The following is a 25147-nucleotide window of genomic DNA, read 5'->3' on the forward strand; positions in this document are numbered from 1 at the left end:
CTGGCGAGCCGATAACCTCAGTGCCGTCAGCGCGACAGGACGAGGCGAGGAGAGCTGAAGTGGGACGGTCGGTACTGGTCACCGGCGGCAACCGCGGCATCGGTTTGGCGATCGCGAAGGACCTCGCGGCGCAGGGGCACAAGGTCGCGATCACGCACCGCGGTTCCGGCGCGCCCGAAGGCCTCTTCGGGGTGCAGGCCGACGTCACGGACGCCGAGCAGATCGACGCCGCGTTCAAGCTCGTCGAGGAGCACCAGGGCCCGGTCGAGGTCCTCGTCGCGAACGCCGGCATGACCGACGACACCCTCCTCATGCGGATGAGCGAGGAGCAGTTCACCCGTGTGGTCGACGCCAACCTCACCGGCGCGTACCGGGTGGCCAAGCGCGCCTCCCGCGGCATGCTGCGCGGCAAGTGGGGCCGCTACATCTTCATCTCGTCCGTCGTCGGTCTCACCGGTTCGGCCGGGCAGGTCAACTACGCGGCCAGCAAGGCGGGCCTCGTCGGTCTCGCCCGTTCGCTGGCGCGTGAGCTGGGCTCGCGCAACATCACCTCGAACGTCATCGCGCCGGGCTTCGTCGCCACGGACATGACCGACGAGCTCGGCGAGGACCGCAAGAAGGAGATCCTCGCCCAGGTTCCCTCCGGCCGGTACGCCGAACCGTCGGAGATCGCCGCCGCCGTCCGTTACCTCGCCTCGGAAGAGGCCGGGTACGTCAACGGTGCGGTGCTGCCGGTCGACGGCGGCCTCGGCATGGGCCACTGACGTCCCCGTTTTCCCGTACCGATAGCAAAACCACTCCGGACTGGAGGTCCCGTGCCAGGACTGCTCGAAGGCAAGCGCCTGCTGATCACCGGCGTCATCACCGACGCCTCGCTCGCGTTCCACGCGGCCAAGATCGCGCAGCAGGAGGGCGCGAAGGTCGTGCTCACCGGCTTCGGCAGGCTGTCGCTCGTCGAGCGCATCGCCAAGCGGCTCCCCGAGCCTGCGCCGGTGCTGGAGCTGGACGTCACCAACCAGGAGCACCTCGACTCGCTCTCCGACCGCGTGCGTGAGCACGTCGACGGGCTCGACGGGGTGCTGCACTCGATCGGGTTCGCCCCGCAGTCCTGCCTCGGCGCGCCGTTCCTGGACGCCCCGGGCGAGGACGTGAAGGTTGCCGTCGACGTCTCGGCGTTCTCCTTCAAGGCCCTGGCCGTTGCGACGCTGCCGCTGCTTTCGCGCGGTTCGTCGATCGTCGGCATGGACTTCGACGCGCGCGTCGCGTGGCCCGTCTACAACTGGATGGGCGTGGCAAAGGCGGCGCTGGAGTCGGTGAACCGGTACCTGGCGCGCGACCTCGGCCCGAAGGGGATCCGGGTCAACCTGGTCAGCGCCGGTCCGATGAAGACCATGGCCGCGAAGTCGATCCCGGGCTTCTCCGAACTGGAGGAGGGCTGGGGCGACCGCGCGCCGCTCGGCTGGGACAGCTCCGACCCGGACCCGACGGCGAAGTCCGTCTGCGCCGTTCTGTCGGACTGGCTGCCCGCCACCACCGGCTCGATGATCATGGTCGACGGCGGAGTGCACGCCCTCGGCATCTAGGTCTCGATGCGCGTGAAGGCCCCCTTCCCTCGGCTCAGCCGCGGGAAGGGGGCCTTCACGCGTGTCAGGGGAGGACGGCGTTCGCGACGTGCCAGGAGTCCTCGAGCATCAGGTACTTGGTGATCCGGCCGTCGTCGTCCACCTCGAATTCGAGGCTGAAGGCCGTCTGGATCACCTTGCCGGTGCTGCGGATCGTCGAGCGCAGGCGGCCGATCGCGACGGCGTGACGTCCGTCGACGAGGACGCGCTCGACGTCGAACCGGTCTTTGACGAGCCCCTTGTCGAGCAGGTCGAAGAACTCGCGGACCTCCGCCCGGTTCCGGCGCGGGCCGATCCACGGGACCAGCTCGGTGGCGCCGGGGATGTCCCACGCGACACTGTCGGCGAAGAGTTCGGAGGCGCCGTCAGCGTCCCCTGTGGACAGTCGGCGGAAGAACTCGTCGAGGGTGGCCTTGGTTCGTTCGGGCATCATTTCTCCTTACTGGGTAACGGGTTCGCGGAGCATTCGGGTGTCGTCGGTGCGCTGGACACCGGCGGCGAAGGTGAGGGCGACGACGGTGGCGACCCCGAGCCCGACGCTCACCCACGCCACGCTCGGATAGCCGAGACCGGCGTCGATCGACTCGCCGCCGAGCCACGGGCCGACCGTGTTGCCGACGTTGAACGCGGCGGTCGTGCTCGCACCGACGAGCGTGGGCGCGTTGCCCGCCACGGCGAAGGCGCGGACGTTCAAGGCGGGATTGACCCCGAACCCGGCGACGCCGAACAGGAACACGGCGATGATCGCGAGCGGGGTCGCCGGGCCGGAGAGCGCGAGCAGGATCAGGGCGACCAGGGCGACGCCGAGGCCGCCGTAGAGGGTCGCGAAGGGCCTCGCGTCGGCGAGCCTGCCGCCTGCGGTGATCCCGATCAGCGCACCGAGTCCGAACAGGGAGAGCACACCCGGCACCCAGCTTTCCGGCAGCCCGGCGACCTCGGTCAGCAGGGGCGCGAGGTAGCTGAAGGTCGCGAAGATCATCGCCTGCGCGAGCGCGATCACGCCGAGCGCCAGCCAGAACCGGCCGCCTCGGTAGAGCCGCAGTTCGGTCGCGACGTCGGTTTTGTCCTCGCCGTTCTGGGTTTCAGGGACGAGGGCGAAGACCCCGATCAGCGCGATCACGGTCAGCGCCGTGACCGCCCAGAACGCCGCTCGCCAGCCCGCGTGCTGGCCGAGGAAGGTCCCGGCGGGGACGCCGGCGATGTTCGCGACGGTGAGGCCGCCGACCAGGATGGCGAGCGCGCGGCCGCGGCGCTCGACCGGGACGAGCGCGACGGCGGTGGCCGCCGCGACCGCCCAGAACCCGGCGCAGGCGACCGCGCTGACGACGCGCGTCGCGAAGAGCAGGGCGTACCCCGAGCTCAGTGCGCCGACGACGTGCGAGAGCCCGAAGACGACGAGCAGGGCCATCAGGGTGGCGCGCCTCGGCACCCTCAGCGTCGCGATCGCGAGCAGGGGAGCGCCGACGACCATGCCGATCGCGAAGGCCGAGATGAGCAGCCCGGCCTCCGGGATGCCGACGTTCAGATCGGCCGCCATCCCCGGTAGCAGGCCGGTGATCATGAACTCGGAGGTGCCGAGCGCGAACACGCTCAGTCCGAGTACGCAGACCGCCAAAGGCACGGGAATTCCCTCCAGTTTTGTATCGTTCAGTCCAAAATGTGGGCAGCGTTGCGCGCAAGGGGATCGTTTGGGTCTACTTCGCGGCGATCGCGTCCAGCGCGATGGCCGCGACGGCCTCCATGGCCGCTCGCCCGGCGCCACGCCGGGACATCAGCCGGAGCCCGGCGACGGTGCTGTGCGCGAACTCGGCGACGGCGCCGGGTTCGCGGCGGCCGTCGATCGTCCCGTCGAGTTGTCCTTCCTTGGCGCAGGCCGAAAGAAGGGCGAGGTGCCGCCGGGTGTCGGCGTCGATCCTCGCCTTGACCTCGGGATCGCGCTCGCCGAACTCCGCCACCGTGTTGACCACGAGGCAGCCCCGGCCGTGATGCTCGACTTCCTCGTCGATCGTGTACGCGAACAGGGCGCGGAACCGCTCGACGCCGGTCCCGGATTCCTCCAGCAGGGCGGTCCTGGCGGTGATTCCGCGTTCGGCGTAGTGGTCGAGCGCGCGCATGAACAGCGCGTGCTTGCTGGTGAAGGTGTTGTAGATGCTGCTGCGGCCCAACCCGGTGGCTTCGCAGAGGGCCTGTGTCGACGTGCCCTCGTAACCGCGTGCCCAGAACGCGTCCATCGCGCGGCCGACCGCGGCGCGCTCGTCGAATTCCTTCGGTCTGGCCATGGAAGCGACCGTACCAGGTTTTGGATCGGTCGGTTCAAAATGGGCCGGGTCAGCGTGCGGGGCGCCACAGCGGCAAGATGGCAGCGTGGGTTACGACGCGCTGCTTTGGCTTTCGTTCGGTGGTCCCGAGGGACCCGACGAGGTGATGCCGTTCCTGGAGAACGTCACGCGGGGACGGGGGGTCCCCCGAGAACGGCTGCTCGAAGTCTCCGAGCACTACCAGCACTTCGGCGGGGTCTCGCCGATCAACCGGCTGAACCGGGACGCGATCTCCGCGGTCGAGAAGCAACTCGCGGCCGCCGGGATCGATCTGCCCGTCCACTTCGGCAACCGCAACTGGCGGCCGATGGTCGAGGACACCCTGGCCGAAATCACCGAGGCGGGTGCGCAGCGCGTCCTGGTGTTCCCCACGAGCGCGTACGGCGGCTATTCCGCCTGCCGTCAGTACGACGAGGACATCGAGCGTGCCCGTGCGTCGGTCGGCGACGGCGCGCCGGAACTGGTGAAGCTGCGGCAGTTCTTCGACCACCCGTTGTTCATCGCCGCCTTCGCCGACGCCGTCCGGGCCGCGCACGCGAAACTGGGGAACCAACCCGGGACCAGGACGGTGTTCTGCGCGCACTCGGTGCCCGAGTCTGCCGACAAGGCGTCCGGCCCGCCGTCGGAAGGCGGACGGCGTTACTCGCGCCAGATCGCCGAAGCGGCCCGGCTCGTCGCGGCCGAAGCGGGGATCGAGACCTACGACGTCGTCTGGCAGTCGCGCTCCGGCCCGCCGCAGGTGCCGTGGCTGGAGCCGGACATCGTCGACCACATCGACGCACTGCACGAGGAAGGCGTCACTTCGGTGGTGGTCTGCCCGGTCGGTTTCGTGTCCGACCACCTCGAGGTGATCTGGGACCTCGACAACGAAGCCGCCGAGCGGGCCGCGGAGCACGGCATGGGCTTCGCGCGGGCCGCCACGCCGGACACCGACCCGCGGTTCGCGGAACTCGTCGTGGAGCTGATCCGGGAGCACACCGAGGGGGCGCCGGCGCGGAAGCTGTCGCCGTTCCCGGCGGCCGGGTGCACGATCAACGGGGCGCCTTGCGCGGTGGGCTGCTGCGAGCCCGCGAAGAGGCCCGCGCGTCCGTAAGGGCTCAGCGCTGGTGAGTGGTTCGGCGTGTCGCTAGGTGAACCAACGGCACGCCTCTGGCTCCGCACCGTCCGTCCGTGGGCCCGGCCTGACGGACCAGAGGGCTGTCAGGGAGACTGAGGGCCAGTGCCCGCCCTCTCGACCTGGAGCCTTTTATGCCGCAAGGAACCGTCCGTTGGTTCGATGTCGAACGGGGTTTCGGCTTCCTCGCGCCCGAGGACGGCTCGCCGGACGTGTTCGTGCACGCCTCCGAGATCGTCGGGGACGGCGGCGTGAAAGTGCTCCGCGAGGGTCAGGCCGTCGTGTTCGAGGTCGGCGAGAACGACCGCGGGCCCCAGGCGCTGCGCGTTCGCGTCACCGCCGATGCGGCCACCGGCAGCGCCGTGGGCCTGCTCGGCACCGTCAACTGGTACGAGCCGGGCAAGGGGTACGGCTTCGCGTCGCCGGACGGCGGCGGCGCCGACATCTTCGTGCACAGCTCCGCCATCGTGACCGGCGGCGTGGTCACCGAAGGGCAGCGGGTGGCCTTCCTGATCGTCGAAGGCGAGCGCGGCCCGCAGGCCGGGCACGTGATCCCGCTGGGAGCAGGGGCCGGCTCACCCGCTGCGGCTGGTATCGCGGACGGTGCCGACGGCACGGTGGCCTGGTACGACGAGGACAAGGGCTTCGGCTTCATCAACCCCGACTCCGGTGCCGGGGACGTCTTCGTTCACGCCCGGGCCCTGGCCGAGGGGCTGACGTGGCTCGCGGAGGGCGACCGCGTCGCCTACGAGGTGACTAGTGGAGACAAGGGCCCGCAGGCCCGCGACGTGCACCTGGTCCGGGGCGCCGAGCCCCAGGCGGCGCCGCAGCGGTCGGCACCTGCCGCGGCCGCGGGGCCGGCGGCGCGGGACGTGCCCGTACGAGGCGGCGAGGGCGTCGTCGCGCGCTACGACGCCGACCGTGGCTTCGGCTTCATCACCCCGGACGCAGGCGGCGACGATCTCTTCGCCCACGCGTCCGTGATCATGGGGTCGGAGCCGCTGCAGAAGGGTGACCGGGTCCGGTACGCGGTGCGTCAGAGCGACCGGGGCCCGCAGGCCGACCGCATCGAACGCCTCTGAAGAGGCTGCCCCGGCCGATGGCTGATCACTTCCGATCCGGGGCCGCCCACCCGGACCGCGCGGCGCTGGTCGGGACGGGATCAGGAGTTCGATCAGCTGCCGGAGCCGGTCTTCGCCACGACTGCCCACGATCGGCGACCAGGACCGGCAGGTTACGCAGTGACACACCCTTGAGTACGTGAAGGTCGCGTTTCCTCGGCTGAGCCGAGTGACGGGGGCTGCGGCGGACCTGACCAGTGATCTGCCATGGTCAGGCGGCGATCCTCGACAGGTGCAGATCGATCAGGGCGATGGCCTCGTCGCCGGATTGGTAGCCGAGCAACACCGCGTCACCGAGACCCGAAACCAGGGACAGCAGAAGGACGGCTTCCGCGGCCGGGTCGACGCACTGAACGAGCTCGCCGTCCGCCTGGGCAGCGGAGAGCAGAGCCGCCACCGCGTCGCGAAGCAGCCCGTGGCCGGTCCGGAAGTGGCCGGCGATCTCCGGATCCTTCAGTGCGCGCACCAGGAAGGCGTTGGCGACCAACGCGTCGTCCCGGCCCGCGTCGTCGAGGGGGAGCAAGGCGATGAGCAGGTCCCGGACACGAAGCGGGGTGGCGATGCGCTCCTCGACTCCGCCTCGCAGGGTGGTCGCCGCGAAGCGCAGCATGTCGTCACGTGACGCGAAGTAGTGCTGGACGAACCCCTTCGAGATACCGGCTTCGGCCGCGACTTCGTTCAGGCTGACCCCTTCGAGTCCCCGGTCGGCCGCGATGCGGCGAACGGCCGCGGCGATCTGCCGTCGCCGGTCCTCGTGATCGACTCGTTTGGGCACCCACTCCTCCTTTTGGCAGTCCGAACGGATTGCAAACTTCTCACGAACCTGTTTACAATCCGATCGTACCGTAAAGAGGAGGGGTGCGAATGAAGGTGGGCGGTTTCGCCTCGTCGGCGGCGCGAGCCGAGTACGAGGCCGTTTACGACCGAGGTTTGGCGGCTTTGCCCGCGCCGGCCGGAGTGCACGACATCCAGACGGCGTTCGGGGTGGCGCGCGTGTACCGGTTCGGGCAGCCGGGCGGGACACCGATCGTGCTGCTGCCCGGCCGCGCGGGGACCGCGGTGATGTGGGAACCTAACCTCACGGCGCTGCTCGGGCACGGCGAGGTCTACGCGGTGGACCTCATCGGCGAGGCGGGGCGCAGTGAACAGACCGCGCCGATCCGCGACGGCGCGGATCAAGCCGCGTGGCTGACCACGGTGCTCACGGAACTCGGCTTGCCGTCCGTGCACCTGATCGGGTACTCGTTCGGGGGCTGGCTCGCCGCCAACCTCGCGGTGCGGGCGCCGGAACGGCTGAGGTCGCTCACTGTGATCGACCCTGTGCTGACGTTCGGTGGCTTGACCGCCGGGCTGGTCGTCCGAGCCACGCTCGCCGCGATCCCCGGCATCAACCGATGGGCCCGACCTTCGTTCCTCGACTGGATTTCCGGCGGCGCGGAGGTCGACGCCTCGGATCCCGTCGCGCGGGTGATCGACGAGGGGATGCGGACCTACCGCATCGCCCTGCCGTCGCCCAGGTTGTTCACCGACGAGCAGTTGCGCTCGCTGCGGATGCCCGTGCTGGCCCTGATCGCCGGGCGCAGCGTCATCCACGATCCGGACCGCGCCGCCGCCCGTGCCCGCGAGCTCCTGGCGCGGGGACAGGTCGAACTGTGGCCGTCGGCGACCCACGCCATCGCCGGCGAATCCGCGACCGAGGTCAACGCGCGCGTCCTGAAGTTCCTGACCGACTGCGAAGCGGGCTCGTGACCGCGCGCGGCAAGAACCCCACGCTGTCGTTGCTGCTCTGGGACGTCGCGCTTCCGCTGGCCGCCTACTACGGGCTCCGGCTCGCCGGCCAGAACGAGCAGATTTCGCTGCTGGCCGGAGCGGTCGTGGCCGCGGCGCGGATCGCGTGGGTCGCCGTCCGCGACCGGTCTTTCGACGGCTTCGCCGCGTTGCTGGCCGGTGTGCTCGGGGTCGGGCTCGTGCTCTCGCTGGTCACCGGTGACGCGAAGTTCCTGCTGCTGAAGGAATCCTTCGGCACCGCGACGGCCGCGATCGTGCTGTTGCTGAGCTGCTTCAGCCGCACGCCCATGGTGCTCGTCGCCGTGCGGGCCGGTTCCAATGCGGCGAAACGCGCGGAGATCGACCGCCTCGGCGACGAGGTCCCCGGTTTCCGGCGGGCGTTCACCCGGATGTCGGCGGTGTGGGGAATCGCGCTGCTGCTGGAGGCCGTGGTCCGGGTGCCGCTGGTCTACACCCTGTCGGCCGACGTGATGAACGCGCTGAGCGTGATCCTGCTGCTCGCCGTCATCGGCGGACTCTCGCTGTGGTCCGTCCGCTATGCCGAAAAAATCCAGAAAAAGCATGCGGTGGCCCCCTGAGGACCTACGGGTGCCTGTCCGCCTGCTCGGCGAACACCCGCACCGCTTCGTTGATCGCCGCGCACCGGGCGTTGCGGACGGCTTCGGTCAGCGGCCGCAACGCCTCCGCCCGCCGAAGCGCCGCCGACGAGGTGAGCGCTCCGCCCGGATCGTCGGATTCCGCGATGGCGAGGATCGCCGCGATCTCCTGAGATCGTTGGAGCACCCGGAGCGCCCGGCTGGGCATTCCGGCGGGCCAGGGCGCGTCGGTGGCCGCCCGGAGCCGTGCGGAGAGCTCCGCCCGCACCCCCGGCCGTTCGCTGGCGACGTCCAACGCCTGCAGCGCACCAGCGCTCGCGCGGATGGCGTCGGTCAGGCCGTGTTCGGCCTCGCCCAGCGGGCGGTATTCGAGGACGCCCGGCATGGGCACCGAGTACACGGTCCAGCGCATGAGGCCTTCGGCGATCGCCTCGGGGACCACGCCGTAGCCGAGATCCGGCAGCACGACGGCCTCACCGGTCCGCAGCGCGGCCTCGGCGAACGGCCCGCGGCCACCCAGCCCCCGGACGTCACCGGGCACGGGGAGCAGCAGCTGCATGCTCTTGGCCCCCTGCGCGCGCAGGGCGAGCAGCAGTTGGACCGGGGTCGCGGCCCGGTTGAACGCGAGCGGCAGGTCGAACGCCTCGGCGGCCGCAGCGTCGGCGGCGACGAAGTCGTGGGCTTCGCCCCAGACCTGCAGGGCGTCAAGGACGTCGTCGGAGGCCGCGGCTCCGTTCAGCCACGCCGAAGACCAGACCGCGAGGGTCGCACTAGGACGGCACACCGGACAGATTTTAGTCGTGCTTTCGGCGAAACCAGGAAATGGGCGGGTTAACCCCGGTTTGACTTCTCCTCTCATCGACGTGCGGTCGGAACGGACGGTTCGGGCATGCGTCAAGCCTGCAGGACAGACGCAGCCGCCACATCGCCCGATCTCTCGAAGATCTCTCAATCGAACGGTTGATGCGGAGCTGGAGTTGGTTCACGTCGACAGCGACCACGCCCGCGACGTAGCGTCGAACGGGTGAACGATGTTCCCGCAAACCTGCCCCGGACCGCCGGGGACCTCCGCGCGGCGGGTCACCTGCCGCGGTCGATCAACCAAGAACTGCACGACAACCTGCTCGCCAAGCTCCGTGCCGGCGAAGACGCCTGGCCCGGCATCGTCGGCTTCTCGCGCACCGTGCTGCCCCAGCTGGAACGCGCGCTGCTGGCCGGCCACGACGTCGTCCTCCTCGGCGAACGCGGCCAGGGCAAGACCCGGCTGTTGCGTACCCTCGCGGGACTTCTCGACGAATGGACGCCTGTCATCGAGGGCGCCGAGCTGGGTGAGCACCCGCTCGACCCGATCACCCCGGAGTCGCGCCGCCGTGCCGCCGAACTCGGCGACGCCCTCCCGGTGACCTGGCGCCACCGGGACGAGCGGTACACCGAGAAGCTGGCCACACCGGACACCTCGGTCGGCGACCTGATCGGCGACGTCGATCCGGTGAAGGTCGCGGAAGGCCGCAGCCTCGGCGATCCCGAGACCATCCACTTCGGACTCGTCCCGCGCGCCCACCGCGGCATCGTGGCGATCAACGAGCTGCCGGACCTCGCCGAACGCATCCAGGTCGCGCTGCTGAACGTGATGGAGGAACGCGACATCCAGGTTCGCGGCTACACCCTGCGCCTGCCGCTGGACGTGCTGCTGGTGGCGACCGCCAACCCGGAGGACTACACCAACCGCGGTCGCATCATCACCCCGCTCAAGGACCGGTTCGGCGCCGAGATCCGCACGCACTACCCGCTCGACGTCGAGGCGGAGATCGCGGTCGTCCGGCAGGAGGCTCATCTGGTCGCCGAGGTCGGCGAGCCCCTGCTGGAGGTGCTCGCGCGGTTCGTGCGGAACCTGCGCGAGTCGACGGCGATCGACCAGCGGTCCGGGGTTTCGGCCCGGTTCGCCGTCGCGGCGGCGGAAACGGTCGGCGCCGCTGCGTTGCGTCGGTCCGCGCTGACCGGCGAGGAGCCCGCGGTGGCGCGCCCGGTCGATCTCGACGCCGTGCCCGCCGTCCTGCGCGGCAAACTCGAATTCGAACCGGGGGAGGAGGGACGCGAGACCGAACACCTCGTGCACCTGCTTCGCCGGGCGGTCGCGGAGACGGCCCGCTCGCGGTTCGCCGGTCTGGACCTGCTGCCGCTGGCCGACGCCGTCGAGTCCGGGCATCTGGTGGCCACCGGGGAACGCGTCCCCGGCAAGGACGTCCTCGCCGCGCTGCCCGAACTGCCGGTGCTGCACGACGTCGCGGCGCGTGCGGGCGTCGCGCCGGACGAACCGGCGGGGCGGATCGCGGCCGCGGTCGAGCTGGCGCTGGAATCCCTGTTCCTGTCGAGGAGGCTCGCCAAGGACTCGGACGACTCGACGACCGTTTACGGCCGATGAGTTTCCTTCCGGAGGGGTATTCGTACGGGCCGTGGCACGACGGCCCCGATCCGCTGGCGCCGCCGGCCGACCTGCGGGACGCGCTCGACGAGATCGGCCGCGACGTGATGGCGGGTGCCTCGCCACGGTCCGCGCTCGAAGAGCTGTTGCGGCGCGGAACACCTCGCACCGCGGGGCTCGACGAGCTGACCAGGCGGCTCTGGCAGCGCCGGTCGGAGATCCAGCGGAGGCACCGGCTCGACGGCACGCTCCAAGAGGTCCAACGGCTTCTCGACCAGGCGCTGGAGGCCGAGCGGCGCGAGCTGTTCCCCGACCCGGACGACGACGCGCGGTTCCGCGAGGCACAGCTGGACGCGTTGCCGCCGGGGACGGCCGCGGCGGTGCGCGAACTCGCCGAGTACGACTGGCGTTCGCGGGAGGGCAGGGAGAACTACGAGAAGATCCGCGATCTGCTCGGCCGTGAGCTGCTGGATTCCCGGTTCGAAGGGATGAAGGAGGCACTGCGGAACGCCGGGCCGGAACAGGTCGAGCAGGCGAACCGCATGCTCGCCGACCTCAACGACCTCCTGGCCGCGCATGCCCAGGGTCGCGAGGACGTCCCGGAACGGTTCGCGGAGTTCATGCGTCAGCACGGCGAATTCTTCCCCGAGAACCCGAAGAACGTCGAGGAGCTGATCGACGTCCTCGCCGCCCGTGCCGCGGCCGCGCAGCGGATGCTGAACTCGATGACTCCCGAACAGCGGGCCGAACTGGCCGAGCTGTCACAGCAGGCGTTCGGCGACCCGTGGCTCGCGCAACAACTGTCCACTTTGGATGCCCAGCTGCGAGCGCTACGGCCCGGTGAGGATTGGACGTCTTCGGAACGGTTCCGTGGCGACGATCCGATGGGCCTCGGCGAAGGTGCCCGGGCGATGTCCGATCTCGCCGAACTGGACGCGCTGGCCGAACAGCTTGGCCAGTCGTATCCCGGCGCCAGGCTGGAGGACATCGACGTCGACGCGCTGACGCGCCAGCTCGGCCCGGACGCCGGCGTCGACGCGCGGCGGCTGTCCGAACTGGAACGCGAACTCCGGCGGCAAGGGCTCTTCGAACGGGCTCCCGATGGCACGCTTCGACTGTCTCCCAAGGCGTTGCGACGGCTGGGGGAGACCGCGCTCGCGGACGTCGTGAACTCGCTGCGCGGCAAGACCGGACAGCGGGAGACCGAGTCCGCGGGCGCCGCGGGCGAGCCGACCGGCGCGACCAGGCCGTGGCGGTTCGGGGACATGCAGCCGTGGGACGTCTCCAGGACGGTGCGCAACTCCGTCCTGCGCTCGGTTTCGGTGGGGGAGCGATCGGTCCGGATGGACGTTTCCGACGTCGAGGTGATCGAGACCGAGCACCGGTCGCGCGCGGTGGTGGCGTTGCTCGTGGACACCTCGTGGTCGATGGTGCAGGAGGGCCGCTGGCTGCCGATGAAGCGGACGGCGCTCGCGCTGCACCAGCTGATCAGCACCCGGTTCCGCAACGACGCTCTCCAGCTGATCACCTTCGGCCGGTACGCCACTTCGGTCGAACTGGCCGAATTGGTGGGCCTGGAGGGCACCTGGGAACAGGGCACCAACGCGCACCACGCCCTGTTACTGGCCGGACGGCATCTGCGGCGGCATCCCGACGCGCAGCCGGTGGTCCTGATGGTCACCGACGGCGAGCCGACCGCACATCTGGAACCGGACGGATCGGCGGAATTCGACTACCCGCCCCAGCCGAGGACACTGCTGAAGACGCTGTCCGAAGTGGACCGGATGGCTAAGCTGGGTGCGTCGGTGACGGTCTTCCGGCTCGGGGACGACCCGCGGCTGACGGAGTTCGTCGACCTGCTCGCCCGCCGCTCCGGCGGCCGGGTGGTCGCTCCGGACCTCGACGGGCTCGGTGCCGCCGTGGTCGGCGACTACCTGCGGACCAGGAAGCGCTGAACTCGCCTACGCTGGCCCGATGGGGTACTCGGTCGGGAAGGTCGCGGCGCTCTCGGGCGTCACCGTGCGCACGCTGCACCACTACGACGAGATCGGCCTGCTGTCCCCGAGCGGGCGGACGACCGCGGGGTACCGCAGCTACAGCGACGACGACCTCGACCGGCTCCAGCGCGTCCTGTTCTACCGGGAGCTCGGGTTCGGCCTCGACACGATCGCGAAGGTGATCGAAGACCCGGGTGTCGACGCGCTGGAGCACCTGCGGCGTCAGCGCGCGTTGCTCGCCGAACGGATCGGCGAGCTGACGCGGATGGCCGAATCCGTCGAGCGGGTGATCGCGGCGAAGGAGGTCGGGAACGCGCTGACCCCGGAGGAGCGGTTCGAGGTCTTCGGCGAGTTCCGCGCGCCGGAGGGCTACGCGGAGGAGGCCGTCCGTCGATGGGGCGAGACGCCGCAGTGGCGGGCGGCGGCCGTGCCGCGGTCCAAGGAGGACTGGATCGAGGCGGAGAAGGTCCGGGAGGACTGGGTCCGGCGGTTGCTCGCCGTCTTCGACTCCGGCGCGCCCGCCGTCAGCGTCCCGGCGATGGACCTCGCCGAGGAACACCGCCGGATGCTCGCGGCGTTCATGGGCGACTGCGATTTCACCACGCACCGTGAGCTCGCCGGGCTGTACGCGACCGAACCGGTCCAGCTCGGCTTCCTGGTGCGTGAGCCGGACCAGCGGCCGGGCCTCGGCGAGTACATCCGTGACGCCGTCAACGCGAACGCGGACCGGGCGGGCGGATAGCGATTACGGTTACTCCGGCCGTGTTCGTCTCCCACCGGGCGGGAACGGCGCGGCGGCTCCGCTTACAGTCGGGGTATGCAGACTTGGTCATCGGTCGACGTGCCCCGTATCCCCGGCACCCCCCGTCCGCTGCGGCTCCACGACACCGCGACGGGACAGATCCGTCCCACCGCGCCCGGGTCCACCGCCCGGATGTACGTCTGCGGCATCACGCCGTACGACGCCACCCATCTGGGGCACGCGGCCACGTACCTGACGTTCGACCTGGTGAACCGCCTGTGGCGGGACGCCGGGCACGAAGTCCACTACGTGCAGAACGTGACGGACATCGACGAGCCCCTGTTGGAGCGCGCCGAGCGCGACAAGGACGACTGGGTCGTCCTCGGCATGCGTGAGACGGCGTTGTTCCGCGAGGACATGACCGCGTTGCGGGTGCTGCCGCCGCGGCAGTTCGTCGGCGCCGTCGAGAGCATCCCGGAGATCGTCGAGGTCATCGCCAAGCTGCTGGCCAACGGCAGCGCCTACCGCGCGGACGACGCCGAGTACCCGGACATCTACTTCGACCACAACGCCACCGGGCACTTCGGTTCCGAGTCGAACTACGATGCCGAGACCATGGCGAAGTTCTTCGCCGAACGCGGCGGCGACCCGGACCGTCCCGGCAAGCAGCACCCGCTCGACGCGCTGTTGTGGCGCATGGCGCGTCCGGGCGAGCCGTCGTGGGAGTCCGAACTGGGCGCGGGCAGGCCGGGCTGGCACATCGAGTGCAGCGCGATCGCGGTCAACCGGCTGGGCCTCGGCTTCGACGTCCAGGGCGGCGGTTCGGACCTGATCTTCCCCCACCACGAGTACAGCGCCGCGCACGCGGAGGCCGTCGCGGGGGACAGGCCGTTCGCGCGGCATTACGTGCACGCCGGGATGATCGGCCTCGACGGCGAGAAGATGTCGAAGTCGCGGGGGAACCTCGTGTTCGTCTCGCGGTTGCGCGCCGACAAGGTCGACCCCGGCACGATCCGGCTCGCGCTGTTCGCCGGCCACTACCGCGAGGACCGGCCGTGGACCGCGCAGTTGCAGACCGACGCCGAAGCACGGCTGGCGCGCTGGCGCGAAGCGGTCTCTCTCGCCACGGGCCCGGCGGCGGAGGACACCGTCGCGCGGCTGCGTGACCACCTCACCGACGACCTCGACACGCCCAAGGCGCTCGCGGCCGTCGACGCGTGGGTGGAGCAGGCGCTGAACCGTTCCGGCACCGACCCGGCCGCGCCCGGGCTGATCCGGAACGCGGTCGACGCACTGCTCGGCATCGAGCTCTGAGGAACGTCAGGAAAGGGTCGTTCAGGACATCTTTCGTCCTGAACGACCCTTTCCTGACATCTGTATAACGCCCTACACGGCGACGCGACCGGCTTCCAGCCGGAGGTGGTCACCCGCCCAATCCCGCCGCAGCCATCGATCATGAGACGCGATTACGACGGCACCCGGCGCGGAATCGAGCGCGGTGAACAACTCCTCGGCCAACGTGAGCGAGATGTGGTTCGTCGGCTCGTCCAGCAGGAGCACCTCCGGCGGGTCGGCGATGAGCAACGCCAGCGCGAGCCGTCGCCGCTGCCCGACGGACAGCGCGCCCACCCGGGTCCCGAGATCACGCGGAGCCAGCAATCCCAGCCCGCGCAACGGGGGAGCGTCCTCGCCGAGGGTCTCGGCGTAGGTCCGTTGCGCGGTCTTCTCCGGCTCGGCGAACACGACGTCCTGTGCCAGCAGGCCGATCCGCACCCCGCGTCCGGAAAGGACGGTGCCGGAGTCCGGGGTCAGCGAGCCGGCGAGGACGGACAGCAGCGTCGACTTCCCTGCGCCGTTGCCGCCGGTGACCAGGAGCCTCGACGTGGTCGTGACATCCAGGGTCGCCAGCCGTAGTCGTCCCGCGATCTCGATGTCCCGTACCGAGATCGCCGTCTTCCCCTCGCCTGGCTCGCCGGTCAGATCGCCCTGGAACCGCAGTGGCGCGGGCGGTTTCCGCACCTGGTCGCGTTCCAGTTCGTCCAGCCGTAGCTGGGCGTTGCGGACCCGGCGTGAGATCTGCTTCTGCACCCTCCCGGTCTTGAAGTCGTAGAGCATCTTGGCGTTGTCGCGCTGCGGCCGGTTGTGCGCGACGTTGCGCGCGGTGACGGCCACCGATTCGCGCAGTTCCTTGAGCTCGTCCTGTTCCTCGGCGTAGCGCTGTTCCCAGCGCGCCCGTTCGGCCCGTTTCTGGTCCAGGTAGTCGGAATACGTGCCGCCGTACCGGGTCGGGCCGCCCAGCGCCGGGTCGAGGTCGACGATGTCGGTGCACACCGCGTCGAGGAACACGCGATCGTGCGACGACAGCACGAGGACACCGGTCAGCGAAGCGAGATGCTGTTCGAGGAACTCCATCGCGGCGTCGTCGAGATGGTTCGTCGGCTCGTCCAGGACCAGGGTGCCCGGCCGCCGGATGAGCAACGCGGCGAGGCCGAGTCGCGAGCGCTGGCCGCCCGACAGCGTGCCGAGTTCGCGCGCCGGGTCGATCCCGGCCAGTCCGAGCCCCGCGCACACGACCTCGGCGCGCCGGTCGGCGTCCCACAGGTCGTGCGCCTGGGCCCATTCGAGCACCGTGCCGTACTCGTCGAGCACGGCGGCGTCGTCCGGCTCCCGGGCGAGCGCCGCGGTCAGTTCGTCGAGTCTCGCCGACGCCTGCCGGATCTCGGCGAGGGCGTCGTCGATGACGTCGGAGAACCGCGCGGTGAGCGGGAAAGGCAACTCCTGCAAGAGGAATCCGAGGTCGTCGCCGCGGAGCACTTCACCGCCCTGTGGCTCCTCGACCCCGGCGAGCAAGCGCAGGAGCGTGGACTTGCCGACGCCGTTCTCGCCGACCAGTCCGAGCCGCTGCCCGGCCGAAGCCGTCAGGTTCACGCCGTCGAGGACGACGCGGGCACCGTAGGAGTGGACGAGGTCTTTGGCGATCAGGGAAAGAGACATACGACATCACCGTGCTTCCGCGGACATAGGGGAACCCCGCCGGGCCTCGTGGCTTACGGGAGCCGTGCTCGACCGAAGCCGCCTCGGAGCGGGGAAGGCGCGATGTCAGTTGTCCATGATGCGAGAAGTCTAACGCAACACCTGTAGCGTTAGTCAACCCCTTTTTCGGAGCGCAGGCGAGCGGCCTCTCGTTCGGCGAACGCGCGCCCGTCGGTCAGGACGCCGAGCAGTGCGGTTAGCTGGCGCCGGTCCAGGTTGCCGAGGCGGTCGCCGAAAAACCGGGCCATGGGGGAGTAGAGGTCGGCGACGTCGTCGAGCCGGTCCGGGAGCGGGCGGATCGCGAGACGGCGGCGGTCGGCCGGATCGGGGACACGCTCGACCAGCCGCCGCGTCTCCATCCGGTCGAGCATCCGCGTCACCGCGCCCGTGGTCATGCCGAGCGCCCGTGCCAGCCGGGTCGGCGAGGTCGCGGCGCCACTGATGACCAGCTGGAGCCCGTGCAGTTCGGTGGGGCTGATCCCGAGCCGTTCCGCCATGGCCGTCTGGAACAGGACGGTCGCGCTGACGAACCGGGGGATCTCCAAAGCCGCCGCGGTGGCGAGTTCTCGCTGGTCAGGCACGTGATTCCTTTGTGCAGTAAGTGAACTGTGCAGTTGCTGTCTTATGCAGCAACTTCTCCGGCAAGGGTAGCTGCTTGACAGTGTTCCGGTCACCTGCGAATCTGAAAGAGAACTTTCGAAAGAATGCTTTCAGATTGGATCGGGTGATGGCCGGGTTGCCGCCGCGCAAGCGGATCGAAGACGTCGAGCTGATGCGGGCGCTGGCGCATCCGTTGCGTTCGGCGCTGGTGGACCACCTGATGGCGGTCGGCCCGCGGACCGCGAGCGAATGCGCGGCGGCCGTCGGCTCGACCGCCTCGAACTGCAGCTGGCATCTGCGTCAGCTGGCGCGGCACGGCCTCGTAGAGCGCGTCGAGGGCGAGGACGGGCGGGAGCGGCCGTGGCGGGCGTGCCAGGTCGGCATCGAGTTCGGTGACGACCCGGAGCTGCACGGGGCGCAGCTGGCGGTCGTGGGGACCACTCTCGCGCGGGAAAAGGAGCTGACCGAGCGCTATCTCGACGCCGCCGACCGGCTCGGCGAGGAGTGGCGGGACGCGTCGGGGATCAGCAACTACTCGCTGCGGGTGACCGCCGGCGAGCTGGAGGAGCTGGTCCAGCGGATCGACGCGCTCGTGCGGCCCTACGTCGGCGCGATCCGTGAAGACGCTCCCGCTGGGGCGCTCCCGGTCCACTTGGGACTGCGGGCGTTCCTCCGCATCGACGCCGAGGGGAAGCCGAGCAGATGAAACCGTTGAGGGAACCCGCGTTCGCGCGGTTGTGGATCGCCGCGTTCTTCTCCGAGACCGCCGAGTGGATGCTGCAGATCGCGTTGCCGGTGTTCGTCTTCCAGGCGACCGGTTCGGCGGCCACCACGGCGTTGAGCATCGTCCTCGGCCTGGTGCCCGCGGTGCTGCTGAGCCCGGTCGCCGGCGTGGTCGCGGACCGCTGGAACCGGCGGCTGGTGCTGTGCGTGGTGTGCGCTGGACAGGCGTTCGTGGCCCTGCCACTGCTGTTCGTCGCGTCCGGCGGCCCGGTCCACCTGATCTACGCGGTGATGGCCGCGCAGGCGGGCCTGGCTTCGTTGTTCGAGCCCGCGCGCAACGCGCTCGTGCCCGAACTGGTCCCTCCCGGCGAGCTGATCGGCGCCAACGGGCTGATGAGCATCAACGGCAGCGTCGCCCGGCTCGCGGGCGGCTGGGCGGGCGGTCTCCTGCTCGGGTTCGGCGGTCTGGGCTGGGTCGTGGTCGCCTATCTCGGCGTGCTGGTGATCGGCTCGGCCCTGCTGGCGCGCCCGTTCCGGCGCGTCGCGGCTCCGAAAGCGGCCGGACCGCACGAACCGGTGGTGCGGGCGTGGCTCGACGGGCTTCGCGAGATCGGCCGTGAAGGACGCCTTCGCCTCGCCGGTGTCGTCGTGGTGCTGACGTCACTGGCGCAGGGGATGTTCCTGGTGTTGTTCGTGGTCTTCGTGCTCGACATCCTCGACGGCACCGAAGGCGACGTCGGTCTGCTGCGCGGCGTACAGGCGCTCGGCGGGCTGGCCGCGGGATTCGCCGTCGCCACCGTCGCCCGCAAGGTCGCGCCCGCCGCGCTGCTCGGCTGGGGCGGGCTCGCGCTCGGCGTGCTGTCGGCGGTGATCTGGAACCTGCCCGCGCTGACGGCGTCACTCGGTGTCTTCATCGGGCTCTTCGGCCTGGTCGGCGCGCCCGGGGTGCTCGCCGGATCGGGGCTGCTCTCGTTGGTCCAGACCGCCGCGTCCCCGGAACGCTCCGGTCGCGTGCTGAGCACCGTCTTCGCCGGGACCGCGGGGTTCACGGCGGTGGGCGCGCTGCTGACGGGCTGGCTGCTGAACGTGCTGGGCACAGGGGTCCTGCTGAACGTCCAAGCGGGTCTGCACACCGTCTCGGCGTTGATCGTGCTCGGTGTGTCGGCGTCGGGCAGGCTGCGCGGTGCCGCTATTCCGGCGATCTCCCGGACCGGGTGAAGCTACGGTGGTGGAGTGCCGCATCTCTTCGCCACCAGCGACCTCCACGTCACCCATGAGGGCAACGCCCCGCTCGTCGACGAGGTCGTCCCCCGTACCCCCGACGACTGGCTGCTCGTGGCCGGTGACGTCGCCGAACGCGCCGAATCCGTGATCGGGGTGCTCAAGACCTTGCGTGAACGCTTCGCGAAGGTCGTCTGGGTCCCCGGAAACCACGAGCTGTGGACCACCCAGAAGGACGAATGCCAGCTGCGCGGACAGGCGCGTTACGAGCATCTGGTCGAACGCTGCCGCGAGATCGACGTCCTCACCCCGGAGGACCCGTACCCGGTGTGGGAGCACCAGGAGAAGCCGCTGACGATCGCGCCGCTGTTCGTCCTGTACGACTACAGCTGGCGGACCCCCGCGGCCGAAGGCCTGCCGATGCTGACGGCCATCGAGCAGGCGCGCGAGGCGGGTGTGCTGTGCACGGACGAGTTCTTCCTGCACCCCGATCCGTATCCCAGCAGGCAGGCGTGGTGCGCCGACCGGGTGAAGATCAGCACGGAACGGCTGGAGGCGATCCCCGAGGATCACGGGACGATCCTCATGTCGCACTGGCCGCTGCACCGCCACCCGACCGAACCGCTGTACTTCCCGGAGTTCGCGCTGTGGTGCGGGACGACCGAGACCGAGGACTGGCACCAGCGATTCCGTGCCGAGGTCGCGGTCTACGGGCATCTGCACATCCCGCGCTCCACGGAGGCGGACGGTGTGCGGTTCGAAGAGGTGTCGCTCGGCTATCCGCGTGAGTGGCGGAAGCGGGCGCGGGGGCCGATCCCGCTGCGGCGCATCTTCTGACCCCCTGCCGAATGCCATGAACGGTNNGGACCGTTCATAGCGCTTGAAGGGACGCGATCAGACCCGTCCGGGGCCGTCCTGGCCGGGACGACGACGCCGCAGGTACCGCTCGAACTCCGCCGCGATCTTGTCCCCGCTGACGTCGTCCAGCGTGAACTCGGTCTCCGCGTCGCCGCGCTCCTCGAGCCCCCGGACGTACTCGCTGATCTCCTCGTCCTCCTCGGCCATCTCGGTGACCGTCCGCTGCCACTCCTCCGCCTGCTCGGGAAGGGCGCCGAGCGGGATCTCGACGTCGAGGACGTCCTCGAGTTTGTGCAGCAGCGCCAACGTGGCCTTGGGCGACGGCGGGTGCGAGACGTAGTGCGGCACGGCCGCCCAGATCGAGACCGCCGGGACACCCGCCTGCACGCAGTAGTCCTGCAGGACCCCGACGATGCCGGTCGGCCCCTGGTAGTTGTTCAGCTCCAGCCCGAACTGTGAAGCGGTGTCCTTGTCGTACGCCGTCCCGGTGACCGGGACGGGCCGGGTGTGCGCGGTGTCGGCCAGGAGCGCGCCGAGGGTGACAACGGTGGAGACTTCCAGTTGCTGGATGTGCTCCAGTAGTTCGGCGCAGAAGGCGCGCCAGCGCATGTTCGGTTCCGGCCCCTGCACCAGCACGATGTCCCGGCTGAAGCCCTCCGGACGGCACACCGAGAGCCGCGTGGTCGGCCAGTCGACCCGCCGGGTGACGCCGTCCACCATGCGCACGGTCGGTCTGCTGACCTGGAAGTCGTAGTACTCGTCAGGACTCAGCTCGCTCAGTGGGGTCGCATCCCAGTTGAGCTGGAGATGCTCGACCGCCCGGCTGGCCGCGTCACCTGCGTCGTTCCATCCTTCGAAGGCGACGATCATGATCGGCTTGGTGTCATCCGGGTGGTCGCGGCCGGGCCGCTGGGTCTCGTCGACGGGCTCACTCACCGGACCAGCCTACGACCAGGCGGCCGTGCGCCGTTGGGCATGTCCGGTGGCGTTTCGCGGGCGCGAACCGCGCGGAGCCGACGCAATGGGACATTTCGGGCATGCACCTGGCCGCCGACGTGAATCCGTCTCGGCTACCGTGGGCTTCGGAAGGCCTGACCGAACGTGAGGGGGAGCCGTGACCGAACCGTCCACACCGGACGGACTCGCCGCCGTGCTGTGGGACATGGACGGCACGCTGGTCGACTCGGAGAAGCTGTGGGACGTCGCGCTCTACGAGGCCGTCGAGAGCCTCGGCGGCAGCCTGACCGAGGAGCAGCGCCTGAGTCTCGTCGGGTCCAATATGGACGACACGGCCGCGTTCCTGCTCGAAGTGTGCGCCAGGCCCGTGACGCCCGAGTCGATCGCGGAGATGGGGGAGTGGATCCGCCGCCGCACGGCGAACCTCTTCGACGGTCCGCTCCCATGGCGTCCCGGCGCGCAGGAGCTGCTCGAACTGTTGCGCGCCAACGGTGTCCCGATGGCGCTGGTCACCTCCACCGAACGGTCGCTGACCGAACTCGCGCTCAACACCATCGGCCGCGAGTACTTCGCCGCCACGGTCTGCGGTGACGAGGTCGATGGTCTGAACAAACCGCACGCGAGGCCGTATCAGCTGGCCACGGAGTTGCTGGGAGTCCCGGCTGCCCGGTGCGTGGCGATCGAGGATTCACCGCCCGGCGCGGCTTCCGCGGCCGCCGCGGGCTGCACGGTGGTGGTGATCCCGAACGACGTCGACGTCGAACCGGGAGAGCGGCGGGTGTTCCGTTCGACGCTGGTCGGGCTCGACGTGCCGGCGCTGACCGCGCTCCTGCCCTGACCGCCATGTCGCATTTCCGCTAGACCCCGCCCCGTCCGGTCGGTGATGCTTGCCCGGTGCATGAGGATTTCGAACGCTGCGTCCGGGCGGTCCAGGCGAAGGACGCCCGGTTCGACGGCTGGTTCTTCACCGCCGTCCTGACGACGCGGATCTACTGTCGGGCGAGCTGCCCGGTCGTCCCGCCGAAGCCGGAGAACATGACGTTCTACCCGAGCGCGGCGGCCGCGCAGGAGGCCGGGTTCCGTGCCTGCAAACGGTGCCGTCCTGACGCCAGCCCCGGGTCGCCGCAGTGGAACGAGCGCGCGGATCTGGTGGCCAGGGCGATGCGGCTGATCGCCGACGGCGTCGTCGACACCGACGGCGTGAGCGGGCTGGCCGCCCGGCTCGGCTACAGCGTCCGGCAGGTGGAGCGGCACGTGCGCGCCGAACTCGGCGCGGGGCCGCTCAGCCTCGCCCGTGCGCAACGGGCGCAGACGGCGCGGCTGCTGATCGAGACGACCGGCCTGTCGATGATCGACGTCGCCCTCGCCGCGGGGTTCGGCAGCGTCCGGACCTTCAACGACACCGTCCGCGAGGTCTTCGCCCTGTCCCCGACGGAACTGCGGGCCCGCGTCCGCACCGAGCCGGCAGCCGCGCCCGGGACGCTGAACCTGCGCCTGCCGTACCGGAAGCCGCTGTTCCCGGACAACCTCTTCGGGCATCTCGTCGCGACCGGCGTCCCCGGCGTCGAGGAATGGCGCGACGGCGCGTACCGCCGCACTCTGCGGCTCCCGCACGGCGCCGCCGTCGTCGCGCTCAAGCCGGAAGACGGCTACATCGGCTGCCGGCTCACCCTGTCGGACCTGCGTGATCTCTCGACCGCGATCAGCCGCTGCCGCCGTCTGCTGGACCTCGACGCCGACCCGGCCGCGGTCGACGAAGCGTTGGCCGCGGACCCGCTGCTCGGCCCGCTCGTGGCCGCCGCGCCCGGCAGGCGGGTGCCGAGGACGGTCGACGGTGACGAGTTCGCCGTCCGCGCGGTCCTCGGCCAGCAGGTGTCCACCGCCGCGGCGCGGACCCACGCCGCCAGGCTGGTCCTCGCGCACGGTGACCCCGTCGACGATCCGGACGGCGGCCTCACCCACGTCTTCCCGGACGCCGCCGCGCTCGCGGAAATCGACCCGGAAAGCCTCGCGATGCCGCAGAGCCGCAAGCGGACCCTGCTCGGCCTCGTCGCGGAACTGAACGGCGGGGAACTCGACCTCGGCGCGGGAAGCGACTGGCAACGCGCCCGCGAACGGCTGCACGCGTTGCCCGGCTTCGGCCCGTGGACCGTCGAGAGCATCGCGATGCGCTCGCTCGGCGACCCCGACGCCTTCCTGCCGACCGACCTCGGCGTCAAAGTCGCCGCCAAGGGGCTCGGGCTCGGCCCGGCGGCGTTCGCCGCGCACGCGGAACGCTGGCGCCCGTGGCGCGCCTACGCCGTCCAGCACCTCTGGGCGACCGGAGATCACCCGATCAACCGGCTGCCCGCCGCCTGAGTTCGAGGAGAGCCATGCGCACGCACACCGTCATCGACAGCCCGTACGACAAGCTGACCCTGGTCGCGGACGGCGAAAGCCTCTGCGGGGTCTACATGGTCCAGCAGCGGCACCGCCCGGCCGAGGAGAGCTTCGGCCATCCGGACCCGGGCGCGCCGGTCTTCGTCGACACCGAGAAGCAGTTGAAGGAGTACTTCGCCGGACAGCGGAAGGAATTCGATCTCCCGCTGAGCTTCGGCGGCACCGAATTCCAGCGGATGGTCTGGGAAGGCCTGCTCGGCATCCCATATGGCGAGACGGTTTCCTACGGTCAGCTCGCCGACCGTCTCGGCAGGCCCACCGCGTCGCGCGCGGTCGGGCTCGCGAACGGGAAGAACCCGATCAGCATCATCGTGCCGTGCCACCGCGTGATCGGTTCCACCGGCGATCTCACCGGTTACGGCGGTGGTGTCGAACGGAAACGGCACCTGCTCGACTTCGAACGGGGCGGCGCCGCGCTGTTCTGAAGTGTGACGCGAGCGGCAACACACCGGCCCGGGGCAGCGCGACGCGGGCGCGGATGGAAGGATCTCCAGACCGTGAAGACCTTCGATGAGCTGTTCGCCGAGCTTGCCGAGCGCGCCCGCACGCGCCCTGACGGTTCCGGCACCGTCGCCGCGCTGGACGCGGGAGTGCACGCGCAGGGCAAGAAGGTGCTCGAAGAGGCGGGCGAGGTGTGGATCGCCGCCGAGCACGAATCCGACGACAGGCTCGCCGAGGAGATTTCACAGCTGCTGTACCGCGTACAGGTGCTCATGCTCGGCCGAGGACTGTCGACAGAGGACGTGTACCGGTACCTGTGACGCGGTCGCGTCCGGAGAACCAAGGAGAAGCAATGCTGCGTGTCGCCGTGCCGAACAAGGGAGCCCTCGCCGCCGCCGCGACGGAGATGCTCGGAGAGGCCGGCTACCGCAAGCGACATGAGGCCCGCGACCTGACCGTGCTCGACACGGTCAACGAGGTCGAGTTCTTCTTCTTGCGCCCCAAGGACATCGCGATCTACGTCGGATCCGGCGAGCTGGATCTCGGCATCACCGGCCGCGACCTCGCGCTCGACTCCGGCGCCCCGGTCGAGGAGATCCTCGGCCTTGGCTTCGGTGGTTCCACCTTCCGGTACGCCGCGCCGGCGGGCCGCGAGTGGCGGCCCGAAGACCTGCAGGGCAAGCGGCTCGCGACGTCGTACCCGCGGCTCGTGCGGGAGAACCTGAAGCAGCACGGGGTGGAGGCGGAGGTCATCCGCCTCGACGGCGCCGTCGAGATCTCGATCCAGCTCGGCGTGGCCGACGCCATCGCGGACGTCGTCGAGTCGGGGCGGTCGTTGCGCCAGCACAACCTCGTGGCCTTCGGGGACCCGATCTGCGTGTCGGAGGCGGTGCTGCTGCAGCGGGCGGGTACCGAGCACACCCGGCCCAAGGACCAGCTGAAGGCGCGGCTGCAGGGTGTCGTCTTCGCCCAGCACTACATGATGCTGGACTACGACTGCCCGCGGTCGCTGCTCGACGCGGCCATCGCGATCACGCCGGGCCTCGAGTCGCCGACCGTCGCGCCGCTGGCCGACGCGGACTGGGTGGCCGTGCGGGCGATGGTGCCGCGCAAGGAGGTCAACCGGATCATGGACGAACTCGCCGAGACCGGCGC

26 protein-coding genes are annotated in these 25147 nt (G+C 70.3%); 18 read left to right on the top strand and 8 right to left on the bottom strand.

Features of this window, described 5'->3' with window-relative positions; translation table 11 throughout:
• Positions 1 to 59: 59 nt before the first annotated feature.
• Both fabG and fabI read left to right on the top strand, forming a co-directional pair.
• On the top strand, positions 60 to 764 hold the full coding sequence (fabG, locus tag AVR91_RS28235; RefSeq protein ID WP_016334125.1) for a beta-ketoacyl-ACP reductase: 705 nt from the start codon (positions 60 to 62) through the stop codon (positions 762 to 764).
• A gap of 51 nt (positions 765 to 815) precedes the next feature.
• Positions 816 to 1583: an enoyl-ACP reductase FabI gene (gene fabI / locus AVR91_RS28240; RefSeq protein ID WP_063274927.1), complete on the top strand. Its 768-nt coding sequence runs from the start codon at positions 816 to 818 to the stop codon at positions 1581 to 1583.
• A gap of 64 nt (positions 1584 to 1647) precedes the next feature.
• On the opposite strand, the gene AVR91_RS28245 is transcribed toward fabI, so the two are convergent.
• The 3 genes from AVR91_RS28245 to AVR91_RS28255 form a co-directional block, all read right to left on the bottom strand.
• Complete coding sequence (locus AVR91_RS28245) at positions 1648 to 2052, bottom strand: nuclear transport factor 2 family protein (protein ID WP_063272193.1); 405 nt, start codon at positions 2050 to 2052, stop codon at positions 1648 to 1650.
• Positions 2053 to 2061: 9 nt separating this feature from the next.
• On the bottom strand, positions 2062 to 3243 hold the full coding sequence (locus tag AVR91_RS28250; protein WP_063272119.1) for a Cmx/CmrA family chloramphenicol efflux MFS transporter: 1182 nt from the start codon (positions 3241 to 3243) through the stop codon (positions 2062 to 2064).
• Positions 3244 to 3316: 73 nt separating this feature from the next.
• On the bottom strand, positions 3317 to 3901 hold the full coding sequence (locus AVR91_RS28255) for a TetR/AcrR family transcriptional regulator (protein WP_063272118.1): 585 nt from the start codon (positions 3899 to 3901) through the stop codon (positions 3317 to 3319).
• An 85-nt stretch (positions 3902 to 3986) separates the two neighbouring features.
• On the opposite strand from AVR91_RS28255, the gene AVR91_RS28260 reads away from it, so the two are divergent.
• Together AVR91_RS28260 and AVR91_RS44450 are read left to right on the top strand one after the other, a co-directional pair.
• Positions 3987 to 5033, top strand: a complete 1047-nt coding sequence (locus AVR91_RS28260) for a ferrochelatase (RefSeq protein WP_063272117.1) — start codon at positions 3987 to 3989, stop codon at positions 5031 to 5033.
• A 155-nt stretch (positions 5034 to 5188) separates the two neighbouring features.
• Positions 5189 to 6136, top strand: coding sequence for a cold-shock protein (locus AVR91_RS44450; protein ID WP_063272116.1), 948 nt, complete (start codon positions 5189 to 5191; stop codon positions 6134 to 6136).
• Between the two features lie 250 nt (positions 6137 to 6386).
• Here the strand turns inward: AVR91_RS44450 and AVR91_RS28270 are convergent, their stop codons facing one another.
• The gene (locus AVR91_RS28270; RefSeq protein WP_063272115.1) at positions 6387 to 6950 is read right to left on the bottom strand and encodes a TetR/AcrR family transcriptional regulator; all 564 of its coding nucleotides are present in this window, start codon (positions 6948 to 6950) and stop codon (positions 6387 to 6389) included.
• An 89-nt stretch (positions 6951 to 7039) separates the two neighbouring features.
• Here AVR91_RS28270 and AVR91_RS28275 point away from each other — a divergent pair, with 89 nt between their 5' ends.
• Both AVR91_RS28275 and AVR91_RS28280 read left to right on the top strand, forming a co-directional pair.
• Positions 7040 to 7924 carry an alpha/beta fold hydrolase gene (locus tag AVR91_RS28275; RefSeq protein WP_063272114.1) on the top strand — a complete coding sequence of 295 codons (885 nt, stop codon included), beginning with the start codon at positions 7040 to 7042 and terminating at the stop codon, positions 7922 to 7924.
• Positions 7921 to 8541: a VC0807 family protein gene (locus tag AVR91_RS28280; RefSeq protein WP_063272113.1), complete on the top strand. Its 621-nt coding sequence runs from the start codon at positions 7921 to 7923 to the stop codon at positions 8539 to 8541. The genes AVR91_RS28275 and AVR91_RS28280 overlap by 4 nt, the downstream gene beginning before the upstream one ends.
• Positions 8542 to 8545: 4 nt before the next feature.
• On the opposite strand, the gene AVR91_RS28285 is transcribed toward AVR91_RS28280, so the two are convergent.
• Entirely contained in the window at positions 8546 to 9343 is a 798-nt protein-coding gene (locus tag AVR91_RS28285) for a hypothetical protein (protein ID WP_063272112.1), read from the bottom strand.
• A 240-nt stretch (positions 9344 to 9583) separates the two neighbouring features.
• Between AVR91_RS28285 and AVR91_RS28290 the strand changes: the two genes are divergently transcribed.
• The 4 genes from AVR91_RS28290 to mshC all read left to right on the top strand — a co-directional run bounded on the left by AVR91_RS28290 (position 9584) and on the right by mshC (position 15034).
• Positions 9584 to 10981, top strand: a complete 1398-nt coding sequence (locus AVR91_RS28290; RefSeq protein ID WP_063272111.1) for an ATP-binding protein — start codon at positions 9584 to 9586, stop codon at positions 10979 to 10981.
• The gene (locus AVR91_RS28295) at positions 10978 to 12936 is read left to right on the top strand and encodes a vWA domain-containing protein (RefSeq protein WP_063272110.1); all 1959 of its coding nucleotides are present in this window, start codon (positions 10978 to 10980) and stop codon (positions 12934 to 12936) included. Before AVR91_RS28290 ends, AVR91_RS28295 begins: the two co-directional genes overlap by 4 nt.
• Before the next feature lie 19 nt (positions 12937 to 12955).
• On the top strand, positions 12956 to 13720 hold the full coding sequence (locus AVR91_RS28300) for a MerR family transcriptional regulator (protein ID WP_063272109.1): 765 nt from the start codon (positions 12956 to 12958) through the stop codon (positions 13718 to 13720).
• Between the two features lie 75 nt (positions 13721 to 13795).
• Positions 13796 to 15034, top strand: a complete 1239-nt coding sequence (gene mshC, locus AVR91_RS28305) for a cysteine--1-D-myo-inosityl 2-amino-2-deoxy-alpha-D-glucopyranoside ligase (RefSeq protein ID WP_043848111.1) — start codon at positions 13796 to 13798, stop codon at positions 15032 to 15034.
• A 72-nt stretch (positions 15035 to 15106) separates the two neighbouring features.
• Here the strand turns inward: mshC and AVR91_RS28310 are convergent, their stop codons facing one another.
• Both AVR91_RS28310 and AVR91_RS28315 read right to left on the bottom strand, forming a co-directional pair.
• Complete coding sequence (locus AVR91_RS28310) at positions 15107 to 16714, bottom strand: ABC-F family ATP-binding cassette domain-containing protein (protein ID WP_063272108.1); 1608 nt, start codon at positions 16712 to 16714, stop codon at positions 15107 to 15109.
• 149 nt (positions 16715 to 16863) lie between these two features.
• Positions 16864 to 17334: a MarR family winged helix-turn-helix transcriptional regulator gene (locus tag AVR91_RS28315; RefSeq protein WP_063272107.1), complete on the bottom strand. Its 471-nt coding sequence runs from the start codon at positions 17332 to 17334 to the stop codon at positions 16864 to 16866.
• A gap of 146 nt (positions 17335 to 17480) precedes the next feature.
• Here AVR91_RS28315 and AVR91_RS28320 point away from each other — a divergent pair, with 146 nt between their 5' ends.
• The 3 genes from AVR91_RS28320 to AVR91_RS28330 are packed head-to-tail and all read left to right on the top strand — an operon-like array spanning position 17481 to position 20134.
• A complete protein-coding gene (locus AVR91_RS28320; protein WP_063272106.1) occupies positions 17481 to 18059 on the top strand; it encodes a helix-turn-helix domain-containing protein in 579 nt (192 codons plus the stop codon).
• A complete protein-coding gene (locus AVR91_RS28325; protein ID WP_063272105.1) occupies positions 18056 to 19294 on the top strand; it encodes an MFS transporter in 1239 nt (412 codons plus the stop codon). Before AVR91_RS28320 ends, AVR91_RS28325 begins: the two co-directional genes overlap by 4 nt.
• Before the next feature lie 15 nt (positions 19295 to 19309).
• Positions 19310 to 20134 (top strand): metallophosphoesterase family protein, encoded by an 825-nt coding sequence (locus AVR91_RS28330; protein WP_016334144.1) that lies wholly within the window; start codon positions 19310 to 19312, stop codon positions 20132 to 20134.
• Between the two features lie 57 nt (positions 20135 to 20191).
• Here AVR91_RS28330 and AVR91_RS28335 read toward each other — a convergent pair whose 3' ends face one another.
• On the bottom strand, positions 20192 to 21091 hold the full coding sequence (locus AVR91_RS28335) for a PAC2 family protein (RefSeq protein ID WP_063272104.1): 900 nt from the start codon (positions 21089 to 21091) through the stop codon (positions 20192 to 20194).
• 178 nt (positions 21092 to 21269) lie between these two features.
• Here AVR91_RS28335 and AVR91_RS28340 point away from each other — a divergent pair, with 178 nt between their 5' ends.
• From AVR91_RS28340 to hisG, 5 genes are all read left to right on the top strand, one after another.
• Positions 21270 to 21950: an HAD family hydrolase gene (locus tag AVR91_RS28340; protein WP_083737773.1), complete on the top strand. Its 681-nt coding sequence runs from the start codon at positions 21270 to 21272 to the stop codon at positions 21948 to 21950.
• A gap of 56 nt (positions 21951 to 22006) precedes the next feature.
• On the top strand, positions 22007 to 23470 hold the full coding sequence (locus AVR91_RS28345) for a DNA-3-methyladenine glycosylase 2 family protein (protein ID WP_063272103.1): 1464 nt from the start codon (positions 22007 to 22009) through the stop codon (positions 23468 to 23470).
• 14 nt (positions 23471 to 23484) lie between these two features.
• The gene (locus tag AVR91_RS28350; protein ID WP_063272102.1) at positions 23485 to 23976 is read left to right on the top strand and encodes a methylated-DNA--[protein]-cysteine S-methyltransferase; all 492 of its coding nucleotides are present in this window, start codon (positions 23485 to 23487) and stop codon (positions 23974 to 23976) included.
• A 72-nt stretch (positions 23977 to 24048) separates the two neighbouring features.
• Positions 24049 to 24312, top strand: coding sequence for a phosphoribosyl-ATP diphosphatase (locus AVR91_RS28355; protein ID WP_007035378.1), 264 nt, complete (start codon positions 24049 to 24051; stop codon positions 24310 to 24312).
• Positions 24313 to 24344: 32 nt separating this feature from the next.
• Positions 24345 to 25147, top strand: an 803-nt coding sequence (gene hisG / locus AVR91_RS28360) for an ATP phosphoribosyltransferase (protein ID WP_076857458.1), incomplete at its 3' end; no start/stop codon positions are given.

The sequence above is a fragment of the Amycolatopsis keratiniphila subsp. keratiniphila genome (assembly GCF_001620365.2).
In the GTDB taxonomy this organism is placed as follows: Bacteria; Actinomycetota; Actinomycetes; order Mycobacteriales; family Pseudonocardiaceae; genus Amycolatopsis; species Amycolatopsis keratiniphila.

Coding starts and splice junctions, on each gene's coding strand:
- AVR91_RS28245 (WP_063272193.1), bottom strand. CDS start 2,052: ATGCCCGAACGAACCAAGGCCACCCTCGACGAGTTCTTCCGCCGACTG.
- AVR91_RS28255 (WP_063272118.1), bottom strand. CDS start 3,901: ATGGCCAGACCGAAGGAATTCGACGAGCGCGCCGCGGTCGGCCGCGCG.
- AVR91_RS44450 (WP_063272116.1), top strand. CDS start 5,189: ATGCCGCAAGGAACCGTCCGTTGGTTCGATGTCGAACGGGGTTTCGGC.
- AVR91_RS28275 (WP_063272114.1), top strand. CDS start 7,040: ATGAAGGTGGGCGGTTTCGCCTCGTCGGCGGCGCGAGCCGAGTACGAG.
- AVR91_RS28295 (WP_063272110.1), top strand. CDS start 10,978: ATGAGTTTCCTTCCGGAGGGGTATTCGTACGGGCCGTGGCACGACGGC.
- AVR91_RS28300 (WP_063272109.1), top strand. CDS start 12,956: ATGGGGTACTCGGTCGGGAAGGTCGCGGCGCTCTCGGGCGTCACCGTG.
- mshC (WP_043848111.1), top strand. CDS start 13,796: ATGCAGACTTGGTCATCGGTCGACGTGCCCCGTATCCCCGGCACCCCC.
- AVR91_RS28310 (WP_063272108.1), bottom strand. CDS start 16,714: ATGTCTCTTTCCCTGATCGCCAAAGACCTCGTCCACTCCTACGGTGCC.
- AVR91_RS28320 (WP_063272106.1), top strand. CDS start 17,481: ATGGCCGGGTTGCCGCCGCGCAAGCGGATCGAAGACGTCGAGCTGATG.
- AVR91_RS28325 (WP_063272105.1), top strand. CDS start 18,056: ATGAAACCGTTGAGGGAACCCGCGTTCGCGCGGTTGTGGATCGCCGCG.
- AVR91_RS28350 (WP_063272102.1), top strand. CDS start 23,485: ATGCGCACGCACACCGTCATCGACAGCCCGTACGACAAGCTGACCCTG.